Origin of the sequence: Nonomuraea sp. NPDC050540, assembly GCF_044457485.1 — a bacterium.
In the GTDB taxonomy this organism is placed as follows: domain Bacteria; phylum Actinomycetota; class Actinomycetes; order Streptosporangiales; family Streptosporangiaceae; genus Nonomuraea.
Window position 1 is genome coordinate 128,043 of record NZ_JBITHA010000002.1, and the last position, 16,980, is coordinate 145,022.

Sequence of the window (16,980 nt, forward strand, 5' to 3'; positions counted from 1 at the left end):
CTAGCGCACCATCGTGGTCTGACGATGCGAACCGATCAAGAAGGGACGATCCTGGAGGGGAACAAGCTGATGGAACAGCTCCTCGTAGGCCTTGAAGCAGATTTCCCTGTCGTAGAGTTCCCGAGCCCTACGCCCTCCCTCCGCGCGCTCTTCAGGAGTCAGCGCCGCAAGCTCGGTGATCGCGCGGGCCAGCGCGTCAGGATCATGCATAGGAACCCGGCGACCGAACCCCGTTTCCATAACGGGAGAGCGCCCTCCGGGAAGGTCCGTGGTGACCGACGGGACGCCGACCATCATCGCTTCCGCCTGGACGATGCCGAAGGACTCCCAGATAGACGGCAGAGCGAAGACGTCGATGGACGCATAGAAGTCGTCGATCTGGGCTCCGCGCAGCATGCCGAGCATCCGCACCCGATCGTCGTCGCCGATGAGCGGACGAAGCCGATCTTCAATTCCGCCGCCGGCCACCTCGACCCAGTCGCCACCGATCAGCAATCGAGCATCCGGATCATCAAGCAGCTGAAAAGCCCGGATCAAATATTCGATCCCTTTTTCTTCTACAATGCGGCCGAGGAATCCGATATGCAGCCCCGGTCCGTCACGGTAGCTCGGCTCAGCCCCACGACGATCAAGGCACGGTGGCGCGATCCCGCGCCAGTGCCTCCGCCTGATCATGGACCACAGCTTGGAGCCACGTGCCTGATCAGCGCTGTTCAGGACGATGGCATCGGAAAACCGCATGGCCAACCACGTGGAACGATCGACCGCACGCGTCGCGACCGCATTCACCATTCCTGACGGCAGCCATAGGTCGGTGTGGTGCGTTATCACCAGCGGCCGATCTCGCACGCTCAGCGTGATCGGCGCCACTTCGAGCATCGGCACATGCAGGTTGACGATGGCCGACCGGCGGGCGACCCGTCGAACAAGTGGCACGAACTGCGGACTCACCGGCCCCCTCCCGATTCTGCAGCGGACGGGGCTGCGGAAGATCGAGACACCGGATCGGAACTCTCGAAGAGGCAGCGACTCATCGTGCTGGACGGCCACGACCGCCACCCGGCTCCCGCGCTTGGCCAATCCCTCAGCCAGCGTCTGGGCATATATCGTCAGTCCGCTGACGTACGGCGCGTAATAGTTGATGATTATCGCTACGTCGAACTCATGGACACTCATAACAGTCTTCGGTTCCTCATGTGGGACGCGGCGAAGGTCTGGCATTTACACAAAGACAGAACTGTGATGAAGCATGAATGGGATGCTGAGCGTAATCGCCCACAACGCGGAAGCGCACAGCAGGGCGCGGTCACGAAGCAGGTTCCGCACCGGATCGCCGTTGTTTCGGTCCATAAGCTGGATCTGCAGATACCGGAAGACGATAAAGAGCGCGAATGGGGCGGACAGCACCATCGCCGTCTGGCCGTAGTCGCGGCTCAGCGGAGCGCCGGTGCCCAGATACATTAGGCCGGAGATGAGCGCGAACACCGCTGTGACCTGCATCAGCCAGCTGGTCAGCTCCACCGTGTAGCCGTGCAGCGCCGGCCGGTGCGTGGCTCCCGCACCCAGGAGTTCCTGGCGTCGCTTGCCGATGAGAAACAGGACGGATATAGCGAACACCGTGACCAGCAGCCAACCGGCGATGGCTCCGCCGATCGCCAGGTAACCCTGGACGACCCGGAGCACGAAGCCCAGCCCCACCGCGCCCAGGTCCACGAGCGGAACGTGCTTGAGAACCAGGCTGTAGGCCACGTTGAGCCCCAGGTACGCCAGCACGGGCCAGCTCGGAAAGGGTGCGAAGACCAGCACCGCGCCAAGCGAGGCGAGCAGTCCGACGCAGTAGAGGTACCCCACCGATACCCGAACCCGGCCGGAGGCGATGGGGCGATGGCGCTTAATCTCATGGCGGCCGTCACGGTGCCGGTCGACGATGTCGTTGCCGACGTACACCGCGGCGGAGGCCAGCATGAACGCGGTCACAGCCCACGCGATTCCGCCGGCCACTGTTACATTCCACGGCCAAGCATCGATAAGCGCGAGCGGCACGAAGATCAGCGCTTTGACAGAGTGCAGCGGCCGCGCCAAATGGACAAGATCCACGACCCACTGCAGCCGGCCGCCCGCGGCCTGATCCGGCGGTGAGTCCGGGTGCCGCGAGTTTCTTGGCACACCGGTAGATCCCATGACATGCATGTTGCAACCTCCGGCCCGGCTCAGAAGAAGATCTTCGCGAGTGACAATGCTCCCTGCCTCCAGGCATCGCGACTGGTCCGGCCCGCGGGCCCAGACGCCCCTTTCCTGCGCTGCTCCTGCCACCATTCGTAGGTGCGGAGGATCGCGTCTCGATTGGACAGCCGGGGCTGGAAGCCGAGCCGGTCGCGGGCTTTGTCGATGCTGACGTAAGAGTCGTCGAGCAGTTTGTGGGCCAGGCGCCCGTACACAGGAGAGAGTCGCATCCGCTCCAGAATGCGGAGCGCGCCCAGAGCCGGCCGAGCCGGGAGCGAGACCACCCGCTTGCCGTGGCCGGCGGCGTCGAGCACCGCCTGGAAATTGTCCCGCACCGTTCCGAACTCCGCGGCGGCGATGTTGTACGTGTCATCCGCTACGTCGGCCGGAGCCGACAGGACGCCGGCGACAGCGGCCACCAGGTCCTCGATGGCCAGCATCTGGTTGCGGGTATTACCATCGCCCAGAACAGGAAAGTTGCGTCCCTCGTCGGCCCATTCGAAGAGCATCGCGAACAGGCCCATCCGGCCGGGGCCGACGAAGGTCTTGGGACGCAGGATCGGAATGCACATTCCGTCCGCCCGGTATTTTTCCGCGACTTCCTCCGCCGCGCTCTTGGCCCGGGTGTACGGATCAACCGGCTCGCGTGGATGATCCTCCGGGGTGGGCACCAGCTTGGGCAGCCCATAGACGGCGGTCGACGATATGTGGACGAAGCGCTCGACGCCGGCGCGGCGACCGGCCTCAAGCGCACTGCGGGTGCCCTCGACGATCAAGTCATGGATCTGGGCGGCCGGGTAGGTGGGCAGTGCGCCGGCGCAGTGGACGACGGCGTCGGCCCCCGCCATCGCCTCGGCCAGCATCGCGGTGTCGCGGATGTCGCCGATCCGTTGCCGCCAGCCCTCCTCGGAGCCGGACGATGGACGCAGGTCCACGCCGAGAACGTCACGACCCTCACCGACGAGATGCCGGACCAGTTCGCCGCCGAGCATTCCGGCGCTTCCTGTCACTACGATCCGCTCGGCCATCGCGGCGTCACCTTCTCCCGTACGAACCGGACGAGGAGCCGCGACAGGCCCTTGGCCAAGGTCTGGTCCAGTGCGTCCAGGAAGTACTCGACATCCGCGGGCTCTGCCACCAAGGGGGGTGCCACGACGAGCGGGTTGCGGCCATTGAGGGTGTAATAGGCATAGACGTCGTGATCATGATACAAAGCGTCGATGACCGCGCAGGTGATCAGCTTGACGCGGAAGTTCGGGTCACGAGCCAGGCCGCTGGGGGCCAACTTGGCCACGAGATCGAGGATCTTCGGCCCGCCGTCCAAGAAGACCCCGTACAGCGCACCGGCGCCACGCACCTCGGCCACCGAATTGCCATGCTCCTTGCGGATTCGATCCAGACCCGGCGCAAGGATCTGCTCGATGGCCCTCGCCCGTTTCGGATAGTCGTCCTCGACGGCGATATTGATGGCCTCTATGGCAGTGACGTTCTCTTCGCCGAACCCATAGTATGTCGTGCTCGTGCTGAGCAGCAGGGAGTCGGTGAGATTGTCGTACGCCTTGCGAAATACCGGTTCTCTTGCGATGTATGCCGAGACCGAGGATTTGCCACCGCCAAAGGATTTCGACGTCGTGAGAACATCCGGGACGAGATCGGGATAGCGCATGAAGTAGAACAGGCTCCCGGCCTTGCCCCATCCAGTATAGATCTCGTCGAAAATCAGAATGATTTCTTCTTTGGTGCAGAGCTCTCGCAGCCCGCGAAGGAACTCTTCCGAGCACAGCTGCATCGTTGACGCGCTGAACGGCTCGATAAGAATGGCATACACATCGCAGCCACCGTCCTGGCGGCGAGCCCGGGAAACCGCATCCCGCACCGAGTCGAGGTCATCGTACCGAAAACTCCCGATACCGGGGATCGTGGGAAAGGCGAAGTGCCTCTGTGCCCCGCCCGTGAGGCCGGAGGAACCGAGCAGCTTGCCATGAAAGCTGATGTCGGCGTGGAGGATCTGACCTCTTCTGCCCTCGTGGTATTTGTACGCCAACTTGACCGCGCCCTCGACGGCCTCGGCACCGGAGTTCGGGAAGAACGACATGTTCAGATCGCCCGGCAGCAACTGGGCGAGGTTGTGGCTGAGCGCGGCGACGTAGGGAGAGAAATAGGTCTTGTGCACCTCCATGCGCTGCCGGTCGGCGAAGCGGCGCCGAGCGGCCAGAATGCGCGGATGGTTGTGCCCGTGATTGAGAACTCCGACCCCTCCGGTGACATCAAGAATACGGCGGCCGTCACGCGTCCAGATCCACGCGCCCTCGGCCCGGTCGACCAGTTCACGACCGAAACCGAACGAGGTCATGAGGGATACCTGACTGCGGCTGACGTATCTCCGGTACAGGTCATGAACTTGGCTTGCGGTGAGACGCTCACACTCATCGACGGTGATCAGCTCAGACACGTGGATGTTCCCTTTCCCAGGCGCGAAGACCGCATGCACATCGGTAATCACTCGCGGATACGCGCCATTGATAGCGCGTCACGCCTGCTCCCTGACTGGTGTTGGTGTCCTCCCGCGCGTGGCGTTTCCAGGCTGACAGGATCACCGCCCAATTCCCGCCCAACTTCCGCCCAAGGCGGGTGAGGAGCCGATTCGGCCATGGTGCGTTCTGGGTTCCACAGGTGTTTCGGGAGATGCACCTGCTCCAGCGCTCGCTCCCGGCCGGTGAACCATGGTGCCGGGCAGTGCAACATCCCCAGCCGGCCTCAGTGGCGGGCCGTTGTCCCGGATCGCGGCCGAGCGCCTCCGGCGCCATGTCGTGCGTTTCTCAAGCTCGATGTTCGTGGCGGCCGCCGTACCGCAGCACTCGGTGTGTCAAGCAGAACGGGCGGCCGGGCGGAACTCCGCCCGGCCGCCCGTGCCCCCGTGTCTACGCGCTCATCGTGAAGCCGAACTCCGCTTCGGCGATGTTGAAGGGCACGTCCCAGTTCTTCGCCTCGGTGTTGGTGTGGAAGGCGAAGGCGACCCCGCTGTCCGGGTTGCTCAGGGCGAAGAACATGTGTCCCCAGTAGCTGCCGGCCATGCCGCGGATGGTGAGTCCGCCCGTCACCGCCTTGTCGAGCTCGAACATGCCGAGGCCGTAGCGGGTGTGCGGCAGCCAGCCGGAGCCGGCGGTCGAGACCGTGGTCCACATCTTGCGGTGTTGTCCCGCAGGCAGCAGCGTGCCGCCGGCCAGGGCGTCGAGGAGCCGGATGGCGTCGCTGGTGGTCGAGACGATGTTCCCGGTCTCCCAGGAAGTGTTGAACTCGGTGACGTCGAGGGGAGCGAGCCCCGGCTCCTCGAACATCGACTCCCAGTTCTCGGTGGTGACGTCCGACGGGTCGACGCCGTCCTTGTAGAACTGCGTCGAGTACGCTCGCGGCGACGGACCGCGGTATCCCGTGTCCCCTCCGCTGCGCGGGTAGGTGTTGGTCAGGCCGAGCGGCTGGATGACCACACGCTGGATCTCCTCGGCGTAGCTGTTGCCGGTGATCTTCTCGATGATCGCATTGGCGATGGAGAAGCCGCCGTTGGCGTACTGGAAGCGCTCGCCGGGCTGCCCGACGGGCGGCTCGGACACCGCCAGCTTCAGCAGGTCCTCACGGGTCCATTCGTCGAAGCGGTGCTCGTCGAACGTGGACCGGCTGGCGTAGTTGCCGATCAGGCCCGGCGCGAGGCCCGTGGCGAACAGGCCGGCGGTGTTGCCGAGCAGGTGCCTGATGGTGATCCGGTCACCGTCGTAGCCGTTGGTCAGCACGCCGGGCAGCCACTTGTTCACCGGGTCCTCGAGGTCCACCCGGCCCTCGGCCTCCAGGGTGAGGAGCGTCGCGGCGGTGATGCCCTTGGCGCCGCTGCCGATGGGCAGGAACTCCCCCGGTACGCGCGGTGCTCCGGTCGTGAGGTCGGACACTCCGGCGGTGCCGAACCAGGAGCCGTCGGCGTTCTTGACCTCGATGGCGATGCCGGGGATGTCGAGCTCGGCCACCGCCCGGTCGAGGATCTGCTGGGTCTTGTCGTGCCCGTTGCCTGTCATGTCGTGCCTTTCGCGGAGCTGTTCTCTGACGCTCTCGACGATGCCGATCGACGATGACAGCGCACTCACAGCGCTACGACAGGCGGCGTGGTCCCTGTAAGCAGGGTCCTCACCTGGCTGGTGACCATAGGAGTGAGCTTCTGTCCCTGCTTCCCTTTACTTCGCGGGCCAGAAGGTTCACGGCGTGGCTGAGTGACTCGCGGGCGCAGCGACATCCTGGTCCTCGATCCACGCGCAGCCGCTGGCCGGCCCTCCGGTGGAGGCGATGACCGCGTCCAGGTTGTCACGGGTGCGGGTCAGCGCGGTGATCTGCGCGTCGATGCGGTCGCGCTCGGCGGCCAGCCGGGCACGGGATTCGGGAGTGCTGACCTTGGCATCGACGCAGGGCAGCAGTTCGGCGATGGTCCGGCTGGACAGACCGGCGGAGTAGAGCATCTGGATCAGTTCAACACGGTCGGCCGCGGGCTCGGGATAGTGGCGCTGCCCGGACTCGCTCCGGTCCGCCTCCAGCAGCCCCTGCTCCTCGTAGTAGCGCAGGGCCCGTACGCTGACGCCCGATCGCGCCGCCAACTCGCCGATACGCACCGTGACCTCCATCACAACACTTGCCTCTGACGTCAACGTCAGGTTTTAGCCTACCGGCATGCAGATCAACGGAGCACATGTGCTGGTCACCGGCGCGAACCGGGGCCTGGGCCGGCAATTCATCCTTTCCCTCCTCGACCGCGGCGCCGGCAAGGTGTACGCCACGGCCCGCCGTCCGGAGCTCATCGACGTACCGGGAGTCATCCCGCTGCGCCTGGACATCACGGATCCGGCGTCGGTCGCCGCCGCGGCCGACGCGGCACCCGACGTCAAGATCGTCATCAACAACGCCGGCGTCTCCACCGGCGCGAACCTCATCACCGGCGGCCTGGACACGATCCGCCGCGAGATGGACACCCACTTCTACGGCACCCTCAACATGATCCGCGCCTTCGCGCCCCAACTGGCCGACGGGGCGATCCTCAACGTCCTGTCCGCGATCTCCTGGCTCGCCTTCAACGGCGCGGGCGCCTACCACGCGGCCAAGGCCGCCGAATGGGCGCTCACCAACAGCGCCCGCCTGGAGCTGGCCGGCCAGCGCACCCTGGTGACGGGCCTGCACCTGGGCGCCGCGGACACCGACATGATGGCCTGGTACGACGGCGACAAGGCCGCCCCCGAGGCGATCGTCGCGGCGGCACTCGACGGCATCGAGGCGCACCGGCCGGAGGTGCTCGCCGACGCCTGGAGCCGCCAGGTGAAGGCGTGGCTGTCCGAGGACCCGAGCGTCATCTACCGGGAAGCAGAGGCCGCCCTCACGGCCTGACCTCAGACCCGGCCCCTTCGTCGTCGCCCTGGAGCCACGAGCCGGCGCCAGGCCGGGGGAAGCCGTACCGTGCGAGGGTGAGATCGAGAGCCGGTGGGTGGTGTCTGAGAACGCACTGGGTCCGGGACCGTGCACCGATGAGGTTTCCGCGCCGCGGCCGTCTGTATGTGTGAGACCGACTCACAGGAGGCTGGCACGATGCGGAAACTGATCTTCGGCATGAACCTGAGCCTGGACGGCTACATCGCCGCGCCCGGCGACGACATCGGCTGGAGCGGGCCGCCGAGCGACGAGCTGTTCCAGTGGTGGCTCGACGGGGAGCGGGCGAGCGGCCTGACGCTGTACGGGCGCAAGCTGTGGGAGACGATGAGCTCCTACTGGCCGACCGGCGACCAGCAGCCCGACACCACCCCGGCGCAGGTCGAGTTCGCGCGGAACTGGCGGGACACGCCGAAGGTGGTGTTCTCCTCGACGGTCGACAAGGTCGACTGGAACACCCGCCTGGTCACCGGCGACGCGGTCGCCGAGATCACCCGGCTCAAGGCCGAGGACGGCGCCCCGATGACCATCGGCGGCGCGACGCTCGCCGGGGCGGCCATGCGGGCCGGGCTGATCGACGAGTACGCCATGGCCACCTACCCGGTCCTGGTGGGCGCCGGCACGCCGTTCTTCACGGCACTGGACAGCTGGGTGAACCTGACCCTGGTGGAGACACGCACGTTTCCCGGCGGCGTGGTGCTGACTCGCTACGAGACGAGGCGATGAGCACGGGCCACGTGCCCGGCTCGTGACGCCGGCCGTTGAGGACGACGTTCTTCGGAGGCCCCGCCGGTGACGCCGGCGGGGTGGTGGTGGTGGTGACTTCGGTGACGGCGGCCGTGCGCCGGATTCGTCTGATCACAGTGTCGGGGGCAGGCCCAGCCATGGTTGGCCGGTGACGTCGAATCCGGTGAGCTCGGCGATCTTCCCGTCGACGATGCGCAGGACCGCGATGGCGAACAGCCGGTACTCGGGGTCGCCGGGGGCGCGGAGGTACAGCGCGGCGGCAGGCATGCGGTTGACCGTCGTGGTGATGCCGCGCCAGTCGTCGTGGCCGCGTTGGAAGAGCCCGCCGGAGACCCAGCCGTCCACCGCGTCTTCGGCCGTCGTGATCAAGGTGCCGGACTCGGGCAGCATCGCGAACCGCAGGTCGTGGCGCAGGAGGGACGTCAGCCCGTCGAGGTCGTTGCGCTCATGGGCGTCGATGTACGACTTCACCACTCCGCGCTCGTCCTTCGACAGCTCGTGGGTGGCGGGGCTCCGCCAGTCGAGGCGGCGGCCGGGTAGCTGTTCGCGCATCGTCACGCGCGCCCGCTGCAGTGCGCTGGTCACCGATGCGACGGTCAGCTCCAGGGCGTCGGCGGCCTTCGACGCCGGCCAGCCCAGGACGTCGCGCAGGATGAGCACCGCCCGCTGCCGCGGCGGCAGGTGCTGGACGGCGACGATGAACGCCAGCTCGATCGTCTCCCGCGCCACGACCGACTCCTGCGGGTCCTCGGGGAGCATCCGGTCGGGGTACGGCTGCAGGTACAGCACCTCGGAGGCGGGGTCCGGCAGCTCCGACAGCACGGGTGTGCGGTCGTTGCGCTTCTCCAGGAAGTCGAGGCAGGCGTTCGTCGCGATCCGGTACAGCCAGGTCCGCAGCGCGGCATGGCCCTTGAACGTCTCCCGCTTGTTCCACGCTCGCAGGAACGTCTCCTGCGTCAGGTCCTGCGCGTCCTCGTAGTTCGCGAGCATCCGGTAGCAGTGCACCTGCAGCTCACGGCGGTGGCGCTCCGTGAGGAGCGCGAACCTCGCCGTGTCGTCCGAGCGGACCGCGGCGATGAACACGGCCTCGTCGGAGCCCGGCTGTATGGCGTCGGTCATGGTCATCCATCCTTCCACCGGTGCGAGGGGGTACCAGAACTGACGACGTGGCGGAGGATTTCTGATCGGCGGGATCTGCGCGCCGGTTCCGGTGGCCTTGGCTAGGGCCGCCGTCTCCAGGTGTAGGGCGCGATCGCCGCAGTGTCCACGTCGGTGTCGGGCCAGCGGCGGCGCAGTACCTCGGCCGTCGACCGGCACCAGCCGGCGAAGTGGGGGAAGACCTCGGAGGCGGTGCGCGCCCCGGCCTCCAGACCGGCCACCAGCTGGAGCCGGGAGTCGTCGCCGGGCTCGCGCGCCTCCCGCCTGCGCAGGTCGTTGGCGCGGATCGCGGTCCAGACCGCCGCCGCCGAGGCGAGGCCGTACCCGAACCTCCGGTTGTCCTCGGCTTCGGGGACGCCGCGCGCCAGGGCGGAGCGGAACGCGGTGATCTGACGCTCCCCGGAGACCGCCATCCACTGTGGGCCGGGGACGGTGAACCCGGCCGCGGCGGTGAGCGCATGGCGGAAGCCCGCCCCCTCGAAGTCGATCAGCCGGCCGTCGCCGTCCGGCAGGGTGAGGTAGTTGTGCGCCTCGGGGTCGCCGTTGGTGAGGACGAGGAAGGGCCCGGGCTCGGCGAGTTCGGTTCCGGCGGCGCGCAGGTCGCGCTCCGCGGCGTCCGGCATCGGGACGCCGAACTCCATGGCCCGTTCGGGCGCCGTGCGCCACAACCCCGTCCAGGCGTGCTCCCCGTCGCCGAGGTCCCGTGCGGGGGTGCCCAGCTCGGTGCGGCGCGCGGCGAAGTCCGCGGCGCGGCCGGCGGAGGCGGCGGCGATCTCGCCCTGGGTGACGGCGAACTCGGTGAGCCGGTCGTCCAGCTCCGGGGTGAGGCCGTCGCGGCGCAGCAGCCGGGAGAGCTCGGTGCGCGGGGCGAGGTCCTCGAACACCAGCATCCGGGTATCGGGCGGAGCGGCGAGCAGCCGGGGGCCCAGGTCCTCCTCGAGCAGTTCCAGCGCGGCGCGCTCGCAGCGCATCAACTCCGCGGCGGAGCGCAGGCCGTAGCCGTCGGGGCGCGGGCGCTTGACGATGACGAGGCAGCCGTCGGCGAGATGGACACGGAGCACCCAGGGGTGCCCGTCCAGCTCCTCCAGGCGGGCGACGGGGACGGCGAGCAGATCCTCGATCTCAGCGGAAACGACATCCACGGGTGAGGGCATCGGCGGATTATCGCACGCCCGCGTCATCGTCAAGCCGTGAGCCGTGCCGGGCAAAGCCGCGCTGATGTTGACGCCAACTGTCTGGACTCGCCGACAAATCAAATGATTATGATGGTATAACGCGTTTCCCACGATGACACGCGGTCAACAGACTCTCGTTCGAGAGGGTGCGGCAGTAGAAACTCCAAGATTCATCTTCATGAGGACCGGATGCCTTCATGAGGAAGGAGACGAGGATGTACGGAAAACGTGCGCTATTTGCCAGTCCGCTGATCGCCACCCTCCTGTTCGGGACGGTCGGGACCGCGCAAGCCTCGGTCGTTCCGAGGTCCGTAAGCGTCGACGACAGTCAGATCACGGCGGCTTCGAACGCCGCTCCGCCCGTCTGCAGAAATCTCGGGAAAAAGCAAAGGAAGATCTGCTCGAACGGCTACGCCGAGGGATTCGCAGCCGGAGCGAAATGCAACAATCCCTACTATCAGCCATCTAACCAAGAGGCTTACAACATCGGCTTCGCCGCGGGATTCAGGGCGGGCCAGAGAACGTGCTAGACGACGTGTCAGGGGCAGGCGTCGTGGATCTCGGTGAGTTCGGCGGCGTACGCGCGCAGCAGGCCGTGCTGCCGGTAGCGGCCTGGCGTCGGCTCGGCGAGCAGGTGCGCGTGGTGGAGTTCGGTCAGGAGGCGGTGCGCCTGCCGCGCCGGTAGTCCGGCCAGGCCGGCGGCCGCGGGGACGCCGATGTCGTGCTCTGGATGGAGGCTGAGCAGCCGGAACATGCGGGCCGCCGCCGCGCTCAGGATGCGGTAGGACCAGGAGAAGACGCCGCGGAGGTCGGCGAAGCTGTCGTGCCCCGACAGAGCGTCCAGCCGGCCGCCGGTGGCGCGTAGCTCCGCGGCGAGCGCGCCGAGGCTGAAGCCGCGGTGGGTCGCGGCGCGTGCGGCCATGATGCACAGCGCGAGCGGAAGACCTCCGCACAGAGCGGCGATCTCGGCGACGGCCTGCGGTTCGGCGTCGGCGCGTACGGAGCCGAGCCGCCCGGTCAGCAGTTGCCGGGCGTCGGCGTCGGGCAGCGGGTCCAGGACCACAGGCGCGGCGCCCGCGGTGATGAGGCCGGGCAGCTGGTTGCGGCTGGTCACGATGACGAGGCAGCCGGTGCCGCCGGGCAGGAGCGGTCGCACGTGCGCGGCGTCGCGCGCGTTGTCGATGACGATCAGAAGGCGCCTGCCGGCCATCGCGCTGCGCATCATCGCCGCCGCCGCGTTCGTGCCGGCGGGAACCCGCTGCCGCGGTACACCGAGTGCGTGCAGGAAGTTCCGGATCGCTTCCGCCGGGTGCAGGGGCTGGGGGTTCGGATCGAACCCGTGCAGGTTGACGTAGAGGTGACCGTCGGGGAAGCGGTCCGCGACGCGGTGGGCCCAGTGCACGGCGAGCGCGGTCTTGCCGATGCCGGCGCATCCGACGACGGCCAGCACCTCGGCGGTCGCCCGGGCGGCGTCCAGGGCGGACAACTCCGTGCGGCGGCCGACGAAAGGCGCGGTCGCGCGCGGGAGTTGCCGGGGTGCGGCGGCGTCGCCGGCCGGTGCGATGCCCGCCCGCGCCGTGGTGATGAGTCGTCTCTGCTCCGCGGCGTTCAGGCTCAGCGCCGCGGCCAGCAGAGACAGGGAGGTGCCGCGCGGGCGGTGCGGATGGTCCCCCTCCAGCCTGCGTATGGTGCGGACGCTCAAGCCGGCCCGCTCGGCCAGTTGTTCCTGGGTCAGCAGTGCCCGCTCCCGCCACCCTCGTAGCATCGCCCCGAGGGAGGGGCCGGTGAACTCCTGCACGATGGGCTCCTCAGTCATGACCGCGCGCCGCCAGGGCGGTTCCGTGATCCAACGATCGATCCGGCGCCGCACAAACGGCAGATGCGGAACGCACGGATGTCCCATGCGTGTCGATCGATGAAGCCTTGGCGCAGGCGCGGAAGGCAGGCGGAAATGTCCGGTCTTTGTCCTGGACCGGGGTCACTTGTGAGCATCAGGATGTCGACCGTGCGAAGGGCCATGGCATGCGACACCGCTCATCTCGGGTACGCGGCGTGAAGGCGTTCAACACCCCGAAGCCGATCCAGGCCGTCATCGACGTGGCGGCGGGAGACGTCCGAGTCGAAGCGGGGCGCCGTGCGGACACGCGGATCCGGGTGAACCCGCTCGACCCGGCCGACGACGATGACGCCACGGCGGCCGGCCTGGCCGAGGTGGCGTTCGCCGGCGGCCGCCTGCGGGTGAGTATGCCGCGCCCCCGGCGCTCCGGGGCGATCGAGGTGAAGATCCAGCTCCCCGAGGGTTCCGACCTGGCGATCGACCTGTCGGCAGGTCGGGTACGGGCCCTCGGCCGCCTCGGGGAGACCAGGATCCACACCGCCCAAGGCGCGATTCAGCTTGACCAGACCGCCAGGCTTGACGTGGAGTCCGGCTCCGGCGAGGTGGACGTCGCCGCCGTCGAGGGTCCTGCCGTCATCACGATGGGCGCCGGTGACCTCTGCCTCGGCGAGGCCGCCGGCGGCCTGCGGGTCACGACCGGCCGCGGGCGGGTCGAGGTCGGCCGGGCCCACTCCGACGTCGAGATCACGGCCGCGGACGGCGACATCGTCCTCGGCGAGGTGGCCAGAGGCTCGGTGACACTCGTCGCCTCGGGGCGGGTCGAGGTCGGCGTCAGAAGGGGCAGTGGCGCCCGGCTCAGCCTCGACTCCACGTACGGCGCCGTACGCAACCTGCTGAAGGCGTGGCCGCCGCCGGAGGAGAGCGTGGAGATCCACGCCTCGGCCGTGTACGGCGACGTGGTGGTACGACCGCACGTGCGGAAGTAGGGGGGAGGAGCCCGCGACCCCCGACCGCCTCGCCGGCCGGGGGTGTTCGGCGGCGACAGGCTACGCGGGCTTCCAGCGGCCGATCTTCTTGGTGACAAGGGCGGCGCCGATGCGTGTGTAGAAGCGCTGCGCGGCGACGTTGGCCTCGGCCACCTCCCAGCGGATGAGCTTGCCGGCGGCGGCCTCGGCCGTGGCCAGCATCAGCCGCTCTCCTACGCCGCGGTCGCGTTCGGTGGCGGCCACGAACAGATCGTCCAGCGCGAGGTAGTCCTCACCGGACCAGAAGTTGATGCGTTGCATCCAGGAGACGTAACCGATGGCCCGGCCGTGCCGCTCGGCGATGAGATAGGTGATCTCGGGGCGCGCGAGCATCCGCTCGAGGCCGGTGACCGTCACCGTGATGGCGGCGGCCTGATCCTGGTTCTCGGCCAGGTCGAGGATGAGGGCGTGCAGGATGGAGGCGTCGACAGGCGTCGCACGGCGGATCTCTGTCATGGTGTGCCTTTCACTGGGAAGGGGGCCCGGCCGGGTGTCACCAGGAAGGTGACGGCCACGCCGAATGCCGCCGCGACGGCGGCCACGGCGAATCCGCCGGCGAAGCCGTTCACTGGACTCCCCGCACCCACCAGGCTCGCGGCGGCGACGCTCGACACGACGGCGGCGCCGAGCGAGGCGCCGAACTCGTGGAAGGTGCTCACGATGCCGGAGGCGATCCCGGCCTCATGAGGTGCCACCTGGCCCAGCGCGGTGGCCGAGGCGACGACGAACATCGAACCCGTGCCGGCCGCCGCGACCGACACGCCGGCCACGACGGTGACGGGATGCATCGACAGCGCCGGTACGGCCATGCCGACGGCGGCGATCGCCGGGCCCGCGACGGCCAGGGCTCGCGGGCTCCACCGGCCCATCAGGCGGCCGGTGAGGTTGGCCCCGATCATCGTGGCCACCGCCACCGGCAGGAACAGCAGCCCGGTCTGCAGGGCGCCGTACCCGCGAGCCTGCTGGAAGTAGAAGGTGCCCAGGAAGAACACCGCGATCATCAGAGCCGTCGCCGTCAGGATGAGGAACGCGCCGGTCGCGACGGGCCGCCGTACCAGCAGCCGGACGTCCATCAGCGGCGAGCGGGCCCGCCGCTGCCACACCACGAACAGCACGTACCCCACGGCGCCGGCCAGGACGAGCAGGCCCGTGAGCCCGGTGAGCCACCCTCGCTCGCCGGCGGCGATGAAGGCGTAGATCAGCGACGCGGAGGACGCCGTCACCAGAACCGCGCCGAGGACGTCGAGCCGCGGCCGGTCGGCGGTCCATGCCTGCCGCGCCGGCAGGAGAGCGGCGAGCACGACGGCGATCACCAGCCCGATGGGCACGTTGACATAGAAGACCCATGACCATCCGGGCCCCGCCGTGAGCAGGCCGCCCAGCAGGACCCCGAGAGCGGCGCCGCCTCCGCCGAGGGCGGACCAGATGCCCAGAGCCCGGTTCCGCTCCTCCCCGTCGAACAGGCCCACCACCAGTGACAGCGCCGCGGGAGACAGCAGGGCCGCGCCGACGCCTTGCGCGATGCGGCCGCCGACCAGCATGGCCGCCGACCCCGCCAGCCCGGTGCCCAGCGATGCCGCGGTGAAGACGAGAAGCCCGGTCAGCATGACCCGCTTGGGGCCGACCAGGTCCGAGATCCGGCCGCCGAGCAGCATCAGCCCGCCGAAGGTGAGGGTGTAGGCGCTGATCGTCCAGGTCATCGCCTCGCGGCTGAGGCCGAGTTCCGCCTCGATGTGGGGCAGCGCGATGGCGACGACGGTGACGTCGAGGATCAGCATGAGCTGGGCCACGCCGAGCAGGCCCAGGATGCGCCATCGCGCCGGATGCGCGGCTGACTGGTTCATTGATGCTTCCATTCCAGTAACTCGTACTCCATGTACGATTTTTGCCACCACTATAACTCGTACTCACACATACGTGTTAGGGTGCTGTCATGGTTGAGCCGTCCGCACGCCCCAAACGCCGGGCCGATGCCCAGCGCAGCATCGCCACCATCGTGGCCGCCGCCCGCGAACTGCTGAGCAGGGATCCGAACGCGAAGACGGACGACATAGCGAAGGCCGCGGGCGTGGGGCGCATGACCCTGTACGGGCACTTCGGCACCCGGGCCGAGCTCATCGACGCGGCGCTGGTGGAGGCGCTGAGAGCCGGTGACGAGGTCCTGGCGTCGATCGACCTGACCGGAAACGCCCGCGAGGCGATGACCCGCCTGCTGGTTTCGAGCTGGCAGACCATGGCCGAGTCCGCGGCGCTGCTGGCCGCGGCAGAGGAGATCCTCCCCGCGGGACGGGTCAGGGAACTGCACGAGAAGCCTGCCCGGCGCATCACGGAACTCATCCGCCGAGGCCAGGATCAAGGCGTCTTCCGCACCGACCTGCCGCTGGAGTGGCTGGTCAACGTGGTCCACTACATCCTGCACGGAGCGGCGACCGAGGTGCGCGCGGGGCGCCTGGCTCCGGCGGAGGCCGCCGAGGTGGTGGCCAGATCCGTACAGTCGCTGCTGACCGGCTGAGCACCTCGGCCACACGCGCTACTTCACATGCTTCATGTCCGCCGTGGACGTTCCATAGCGCAGGCGCCCGTTGGGCCGGTACACCTGGATCATCACGCCACCGGGCGTGGTCCGCGACTCGATCAGATCGAGCGTCAGGTCCGGGCCGTCGTCGGGAAACAGCCGCGTGCCCTGGCCGACGACCGCGGGGAAGATCAGCAGATTGATCTCGTCGACCAGATCTCGGCCGAGCAGCCATCGGACCAGAGCACCGCTGCCGTGCACCTGGAGTTCGCGTCCCGGCCCGGCCTTCAGCTCACCGACGGCCGCCGCGACGTCCGTGGACAGGACCGTCGTGCCGGCCCACGGCGGATCGGTGAGCGTGGCCGACGCGACGTACTTGGGCTTGGTGCTCAGCGCCGTCCCGATGGGGTTGATGCCGGGATCCGGCATGATCCCCCAGGAACCGGCGAAGATCTCGTAGGTCCGCCGGCCGAACAGGAAGGCGTCCGCACGCTCGAAGAGCCGGCTGAGAAAGGCGCCTGCGTGGGAGTCCAGCAGCGGCGTGGTCCAGCCGCCCCGTTCGAATCCGCCGCTGCGATCCTCGTCCGGAGTGCCGATCCCCTGCATCACTCCGTCAAGTGAGACGAACGTGGTCGTCGTGAGTTTCACGATGCCCCCTTGATAATCCGACCGCGGATGATCTGTGCCCGTCCGAGTTTGGAAGGGGATGAGACAGAGGACCAGGCCACCGAGCGGCCATTCACCGGCCGCGGCGGCTGGTTAGTTGGCCGGGCCGTACGCGGCCGCCTGATTAATCCGCCTGATCTATTGCCCCGGCGGCCGCCCGGCATACGTTCGCCCAGAACC

17 protein-coding genes are annotated in these 16,980 nt (G+C 68.3%); 5 read left to right on the forward strand and 12 right to left on the reverse strand.

The window, feature by feature from the left end; genetic code table 11:
- From ACIBI5_RS07070 to ACIBI5_RS07095, 6 genes are all read right to left on the reverse strand, one after another.
- Nucleotides 1-1,176 carry a glycosyltransferase family 4 protein gene (locus ACIBI5_RS07070; protein WP_397244045.1) on the reverse strand — a complete coding sequence of 392 codons (1,176 nt, stop codon included), beginning with the start codon at nt 1,174-1,176 and terminating at the stop codon, nt 1-3.
- Between the two features lie 45 nt (nt 1,177-1,221).
- Nucleotides 1,222-2,190 carry a UbiA prenyltransferase family protein gene (locus ACIBI5_RS07075; protein WP_397244047.1) on the reverse strand — a complete coding sequence of 323 codons (969 nt, stop codon included), beginning with the start codon at nt 2,188-2,190 and terminating at the stop codon, nt 1,222-1,224.
- A 20-nt stretch (nt 2,191-2,210) separates the two neighbouring features.
- Nucleotides 2,211-3,251: an NAD-dependent epimerase/dehydratase family protein gene (locus ACIBI5_RS07080; protein ID WP_397244049.1), complete on the reverse strand. Its 1,041-nt coding sequence runs from the start codon at nt 3,249-3,251 to the stop codon at nt 2,211-2,213.
- Nucleotides 3,233-4,675, reverse strand: a complete 1,443-nt coding sequence (locus ACIBI5_RS07085) for an aspartate aminotransferase family protein (RefSeq protein WP_397244051.1) — start codon at nt 4,673-4,675, stop codon at nt 3,233-3,235. Before ACIBI5_RS07085 ends, ACIBI5_RS07080 begins: the two co-directional genes overlap by 19 nt.
- A gap of 469 nt (nt 4,676-5,144) precedes the next feature.
- Nucleotides 5,145-6,356 carry a serine hydrolase domain-containing protein gene (locus tag ACIBI5_RS07090; protein WP_397244053.1) on the reverse strand — a complete coding sequence of 404 codons (1,212 nt, stop codon included), beginning with the start codon at nt 6,354-6,356 and terminating at the stop codon, nt 5,145-5,147.
- Nucleotides 6,357-6,464: 108 nt separating this feature from the next.
- Nucleotides 6,465-6,872, reverse strand: coding sequence for a MerR family transcriptional regulator (locus tag ACIBI5_RS07095; RefSeq protein WP_397244055.1), 408 nt, complete (start codon nt 6,870-6,872; stop codon nt 6,465-6,467).
- A 58-nt stretch (nt 6,873-6,930) separates the two neighbouring features.
- Here ACIBI5_RS07095 and ACIBI5_RS07100 point away from each other — a divergent pair, with 58 nt between their 5' ends.
- Nucleotides 6,931-7,638, forward strand: coding sequence for an SDR family oxidoreductase (locus ACIBI5_RS07100; protein ID WP_397244057.1), 708 nt, complete (start codon nt 6,931-6,933; stop codon nt 7,636-7,638).
- Between the two features lie 198 nt (nt 7,639-7,836).
- Complete coding sequence (locus ACIBI5_RS07105) at nt 7,837-8,403, forward strand: dihydrofolate reductase family protein (protein WP_397244059.1); 567 nt, start codon at nt 7,837-7,839, stop codon at nt 8,401-8,403.
- Nucleotides 8,404-8,535: 132 nt separating this feature from the next.
- Here the strand turns inward: ACIBI5_RS07105 and ACIBI5_RS07110 are convergent, their stop codons facing one another.
- Entirely contained in the window at nt 8,536-9,543 is a 1,008-nt protein-coding gene (locus tag ACIBI5_RS07110) for an RNA polymerase subunit sigma-70 (protein WP_397244061.1), read from the reverse strand.
- A gap of 101 nt (nt 9,544-9,644) precedes the next feature.
- Nucleotides 9,645-10,736, reverse strand: coding sequence for a hypothetical protein (locus ACIBI5_RS07115; protein WP_397244063.1), 1,092 nt, complete (start codon nt 10,734-10,736; stop codon nt 9,645-9,647).
- Nucleotides 10,737-10,972: 236 nt separating this feature from the next.
- Here ACIBI5_RS07115 and ACIBI5_RS07120 point away from each other — a divergent pair, with 236 nt between their 5' ends.
- The gene (locus tag ACIBI5_RS07120; protein WP_397244065.1) at nt 10,973-11,287 is read left to right on the forward strand and encodes a hypothetical protein; all 315 of its coding nucleotides are present in this window, start codon (nt 10,973-10,975) and stop codon (nt 11,285-11,287) included.
- A gap of 8 nt (nt 11,288-11,295) precedes the next feature.
- On the opposite strand, the gene ACIBI5_RS07125 is transcribed toward ACIBI5_RS07120, so the two are convergent.
- Nucleotides 11,296-12,573 carry an NB-ARC domain-containing protein gene (locus tag ACIBI5_RS07125; protein WP_397244067.1) on the reverse strand — a complete coding sequence of 426 codons (1,278 nt, stop codon included), beginning with the start codon at nt 12,571-12,573 and terminating at the stop codon, nt 11,296-11,298.
- 206 nt (nt 12,574-12,779) lie between these two features.
- Between ACIBI5_RS07125 and ACIBI5_RS07130 the strand changes: the two genes are divergently transcribed.
- Entirely contained in the window at nt 12,780-13,580 is an 801-nt protein-coding gene (locus tag ACIBI5_RS07130) for a DUF4097 family beta strand repeat-containing protein (protein WP_397244069.1), read from the forward strand.
- Nucleotides 13,581-13,640: 60 nt separating this feature from the next.
- On the opposite strand, the gene ACIBI5_RS07135 is transcribed toward ACIBI5_RS07130, so the two are convergent.
- Nucleotides 13,641-14,075: a GNAT family N-acetyltransferase gene (locus ACIBI5_RS07135; RefSeq protein ID WP_397244071.1), complete on the reverse strand. Its 435-nt coding sequence runs from the start codon at nt 14,073-14,075 to the stop codon at nt 13,641-13,643.
- Nucleotides 14,072-15,463, reverse strand: a complete 1,392-nt coding sequence (locus tag ACIBI5_RS07140) for an MFS transporter (RefSeq protein ID WP_397244073.1) — start codon at nt 15,461-15,463, stop codon at nt 14,072-14,074. The genes ACIBI5_RS07135 and ACIBI5_RS07140 overlap by 4 nt, the downstream gene beginning before the upstream one ends.
- Nucleotides 15,464-15,552: 89 nt before the next feature.
- On the opposite strand from ACIBI5_RS07140, the gene ACIBI5_RS07145 reads away from it, so the two are divergent.
- Entirely contained in the window at nt 15,553-16,131 is a 579-nt protein-coding gene (locus tag ACIBI5_RS07145) for a TetR/AcrR family transcriptional regulator (protein WP_397244075.1), read from the forward strand.
- An 18-nt stretch (nt 16,132-16,149) separates the two neighbouring features.
- Here the strand turns inward: ACIBI5_RS07145 and ACIBI5_RS07150 are convergent, their stop codons facing one another.
- Nucleotides 16,150-16,782 (reverse strand): dihydrofolate reductase family protein, encoded by a 633-nt coding sequence (locus ACIBI5_RS07150; RefSeq protein ID WP_397244077.1) that lies wholly within the window; start codon nt 16,780-16,782, stop codon nt 16,150-16,152.
- Between the last annotated feature and the right edge of the window lie 198 nt (nt 16,783-16,980).

Coding starts and splice junctions, on each gene's coding strand:
- ACIBI5_RS07070 (WP_397244045.1), bottom strand. CDS start 1,176: ATGAGTGTCCATGAGTTCGACGTAGCGATAATCATCAACTATTACGCG.
- ACIBI5_RS07075 (WP_397244047.1), bottom strand. CDS start 2,190: ATGCATGTCATGGGATCTACCGGTGTGCCAAGAAACTCGCGGCACCCG.
- ACIBI5_RS07080 (WP_397244049.1), bottom strand. CDS start 3,251: ATGGCCGAGCGGATCGTAGTGACAGGAAGCGCCGGAATGCTCGGCGGC.
- ACIBI5_RS07100 (WP_397244057.1), top strand. CDS start 6,931: ATGCAGATCAACGGAGCACATGTGCTGGTCACCGGCGCGAACCGGGGC.
- ACIBI5_RS07105 (WP_397244059.1), top strand. CDS start 7,837: ATGCGGAAACTGATCTTCGGCATGAACCTGAGCCTGGACGGCTACATC.
- ACIBI5_RS07110 (WP_397244061.1), bottom strand. CDS start 9,543: ATGACCGACGCCATACAGCCGGGCTCCGACGAGGCCGTGTTCATCGCC.
- ACIBI5_RS07115 (WP_397244063.1), bottom strand. CDS start 10,736: ATGCCCTCACCCGTGGATGTCGTTTCCGCTGAGATCGAGGATCTGCTC.
- ACIBI5_RS07120 (WP_397244065.1), top strand. CDS start 10,973: ATGTACGGAAAACGTGCGCTATTTGCCAGTCCGCTGATCGCCACCCTC.
- ACIBI5_RS07125 (WP_397244067.1), bottom strand. CDS start 12,573: ATGACTGAGGAGCCCATCGTGCAGGAGTTCACCGGCCCCTCCCTCGGG.
- ACIBI5_RS07130 (WP_397244069.1), top strand. CDS start 12,780: ATGCGACACCGCTCATCTCGGGTACGCGGCGTGAAGGCGTTCAACACC.
- ACIBI5_RS07135 (WP_397244071.1), bottom strand. CDS start 14,075: ATGACAGAGATCCGCCGTGCGACGCCTGTCGACGCCTCCATCCTGCAC.
- ACIBI5_RS07140 (WP_397244073.1), bottom strand. CDS start 15,463: ATGAACCAGTCAGCCGCGCATCCGGCGCGATGGCGCATCCTGGGCCTG.
- ACIBI5_RS07145 (WP_397244075.1), top strand. CDS start 15,553: ATGGTTGAGCCGTCCGCACGCCCCAAACGCCGGGCCGATGCCCAGCGC.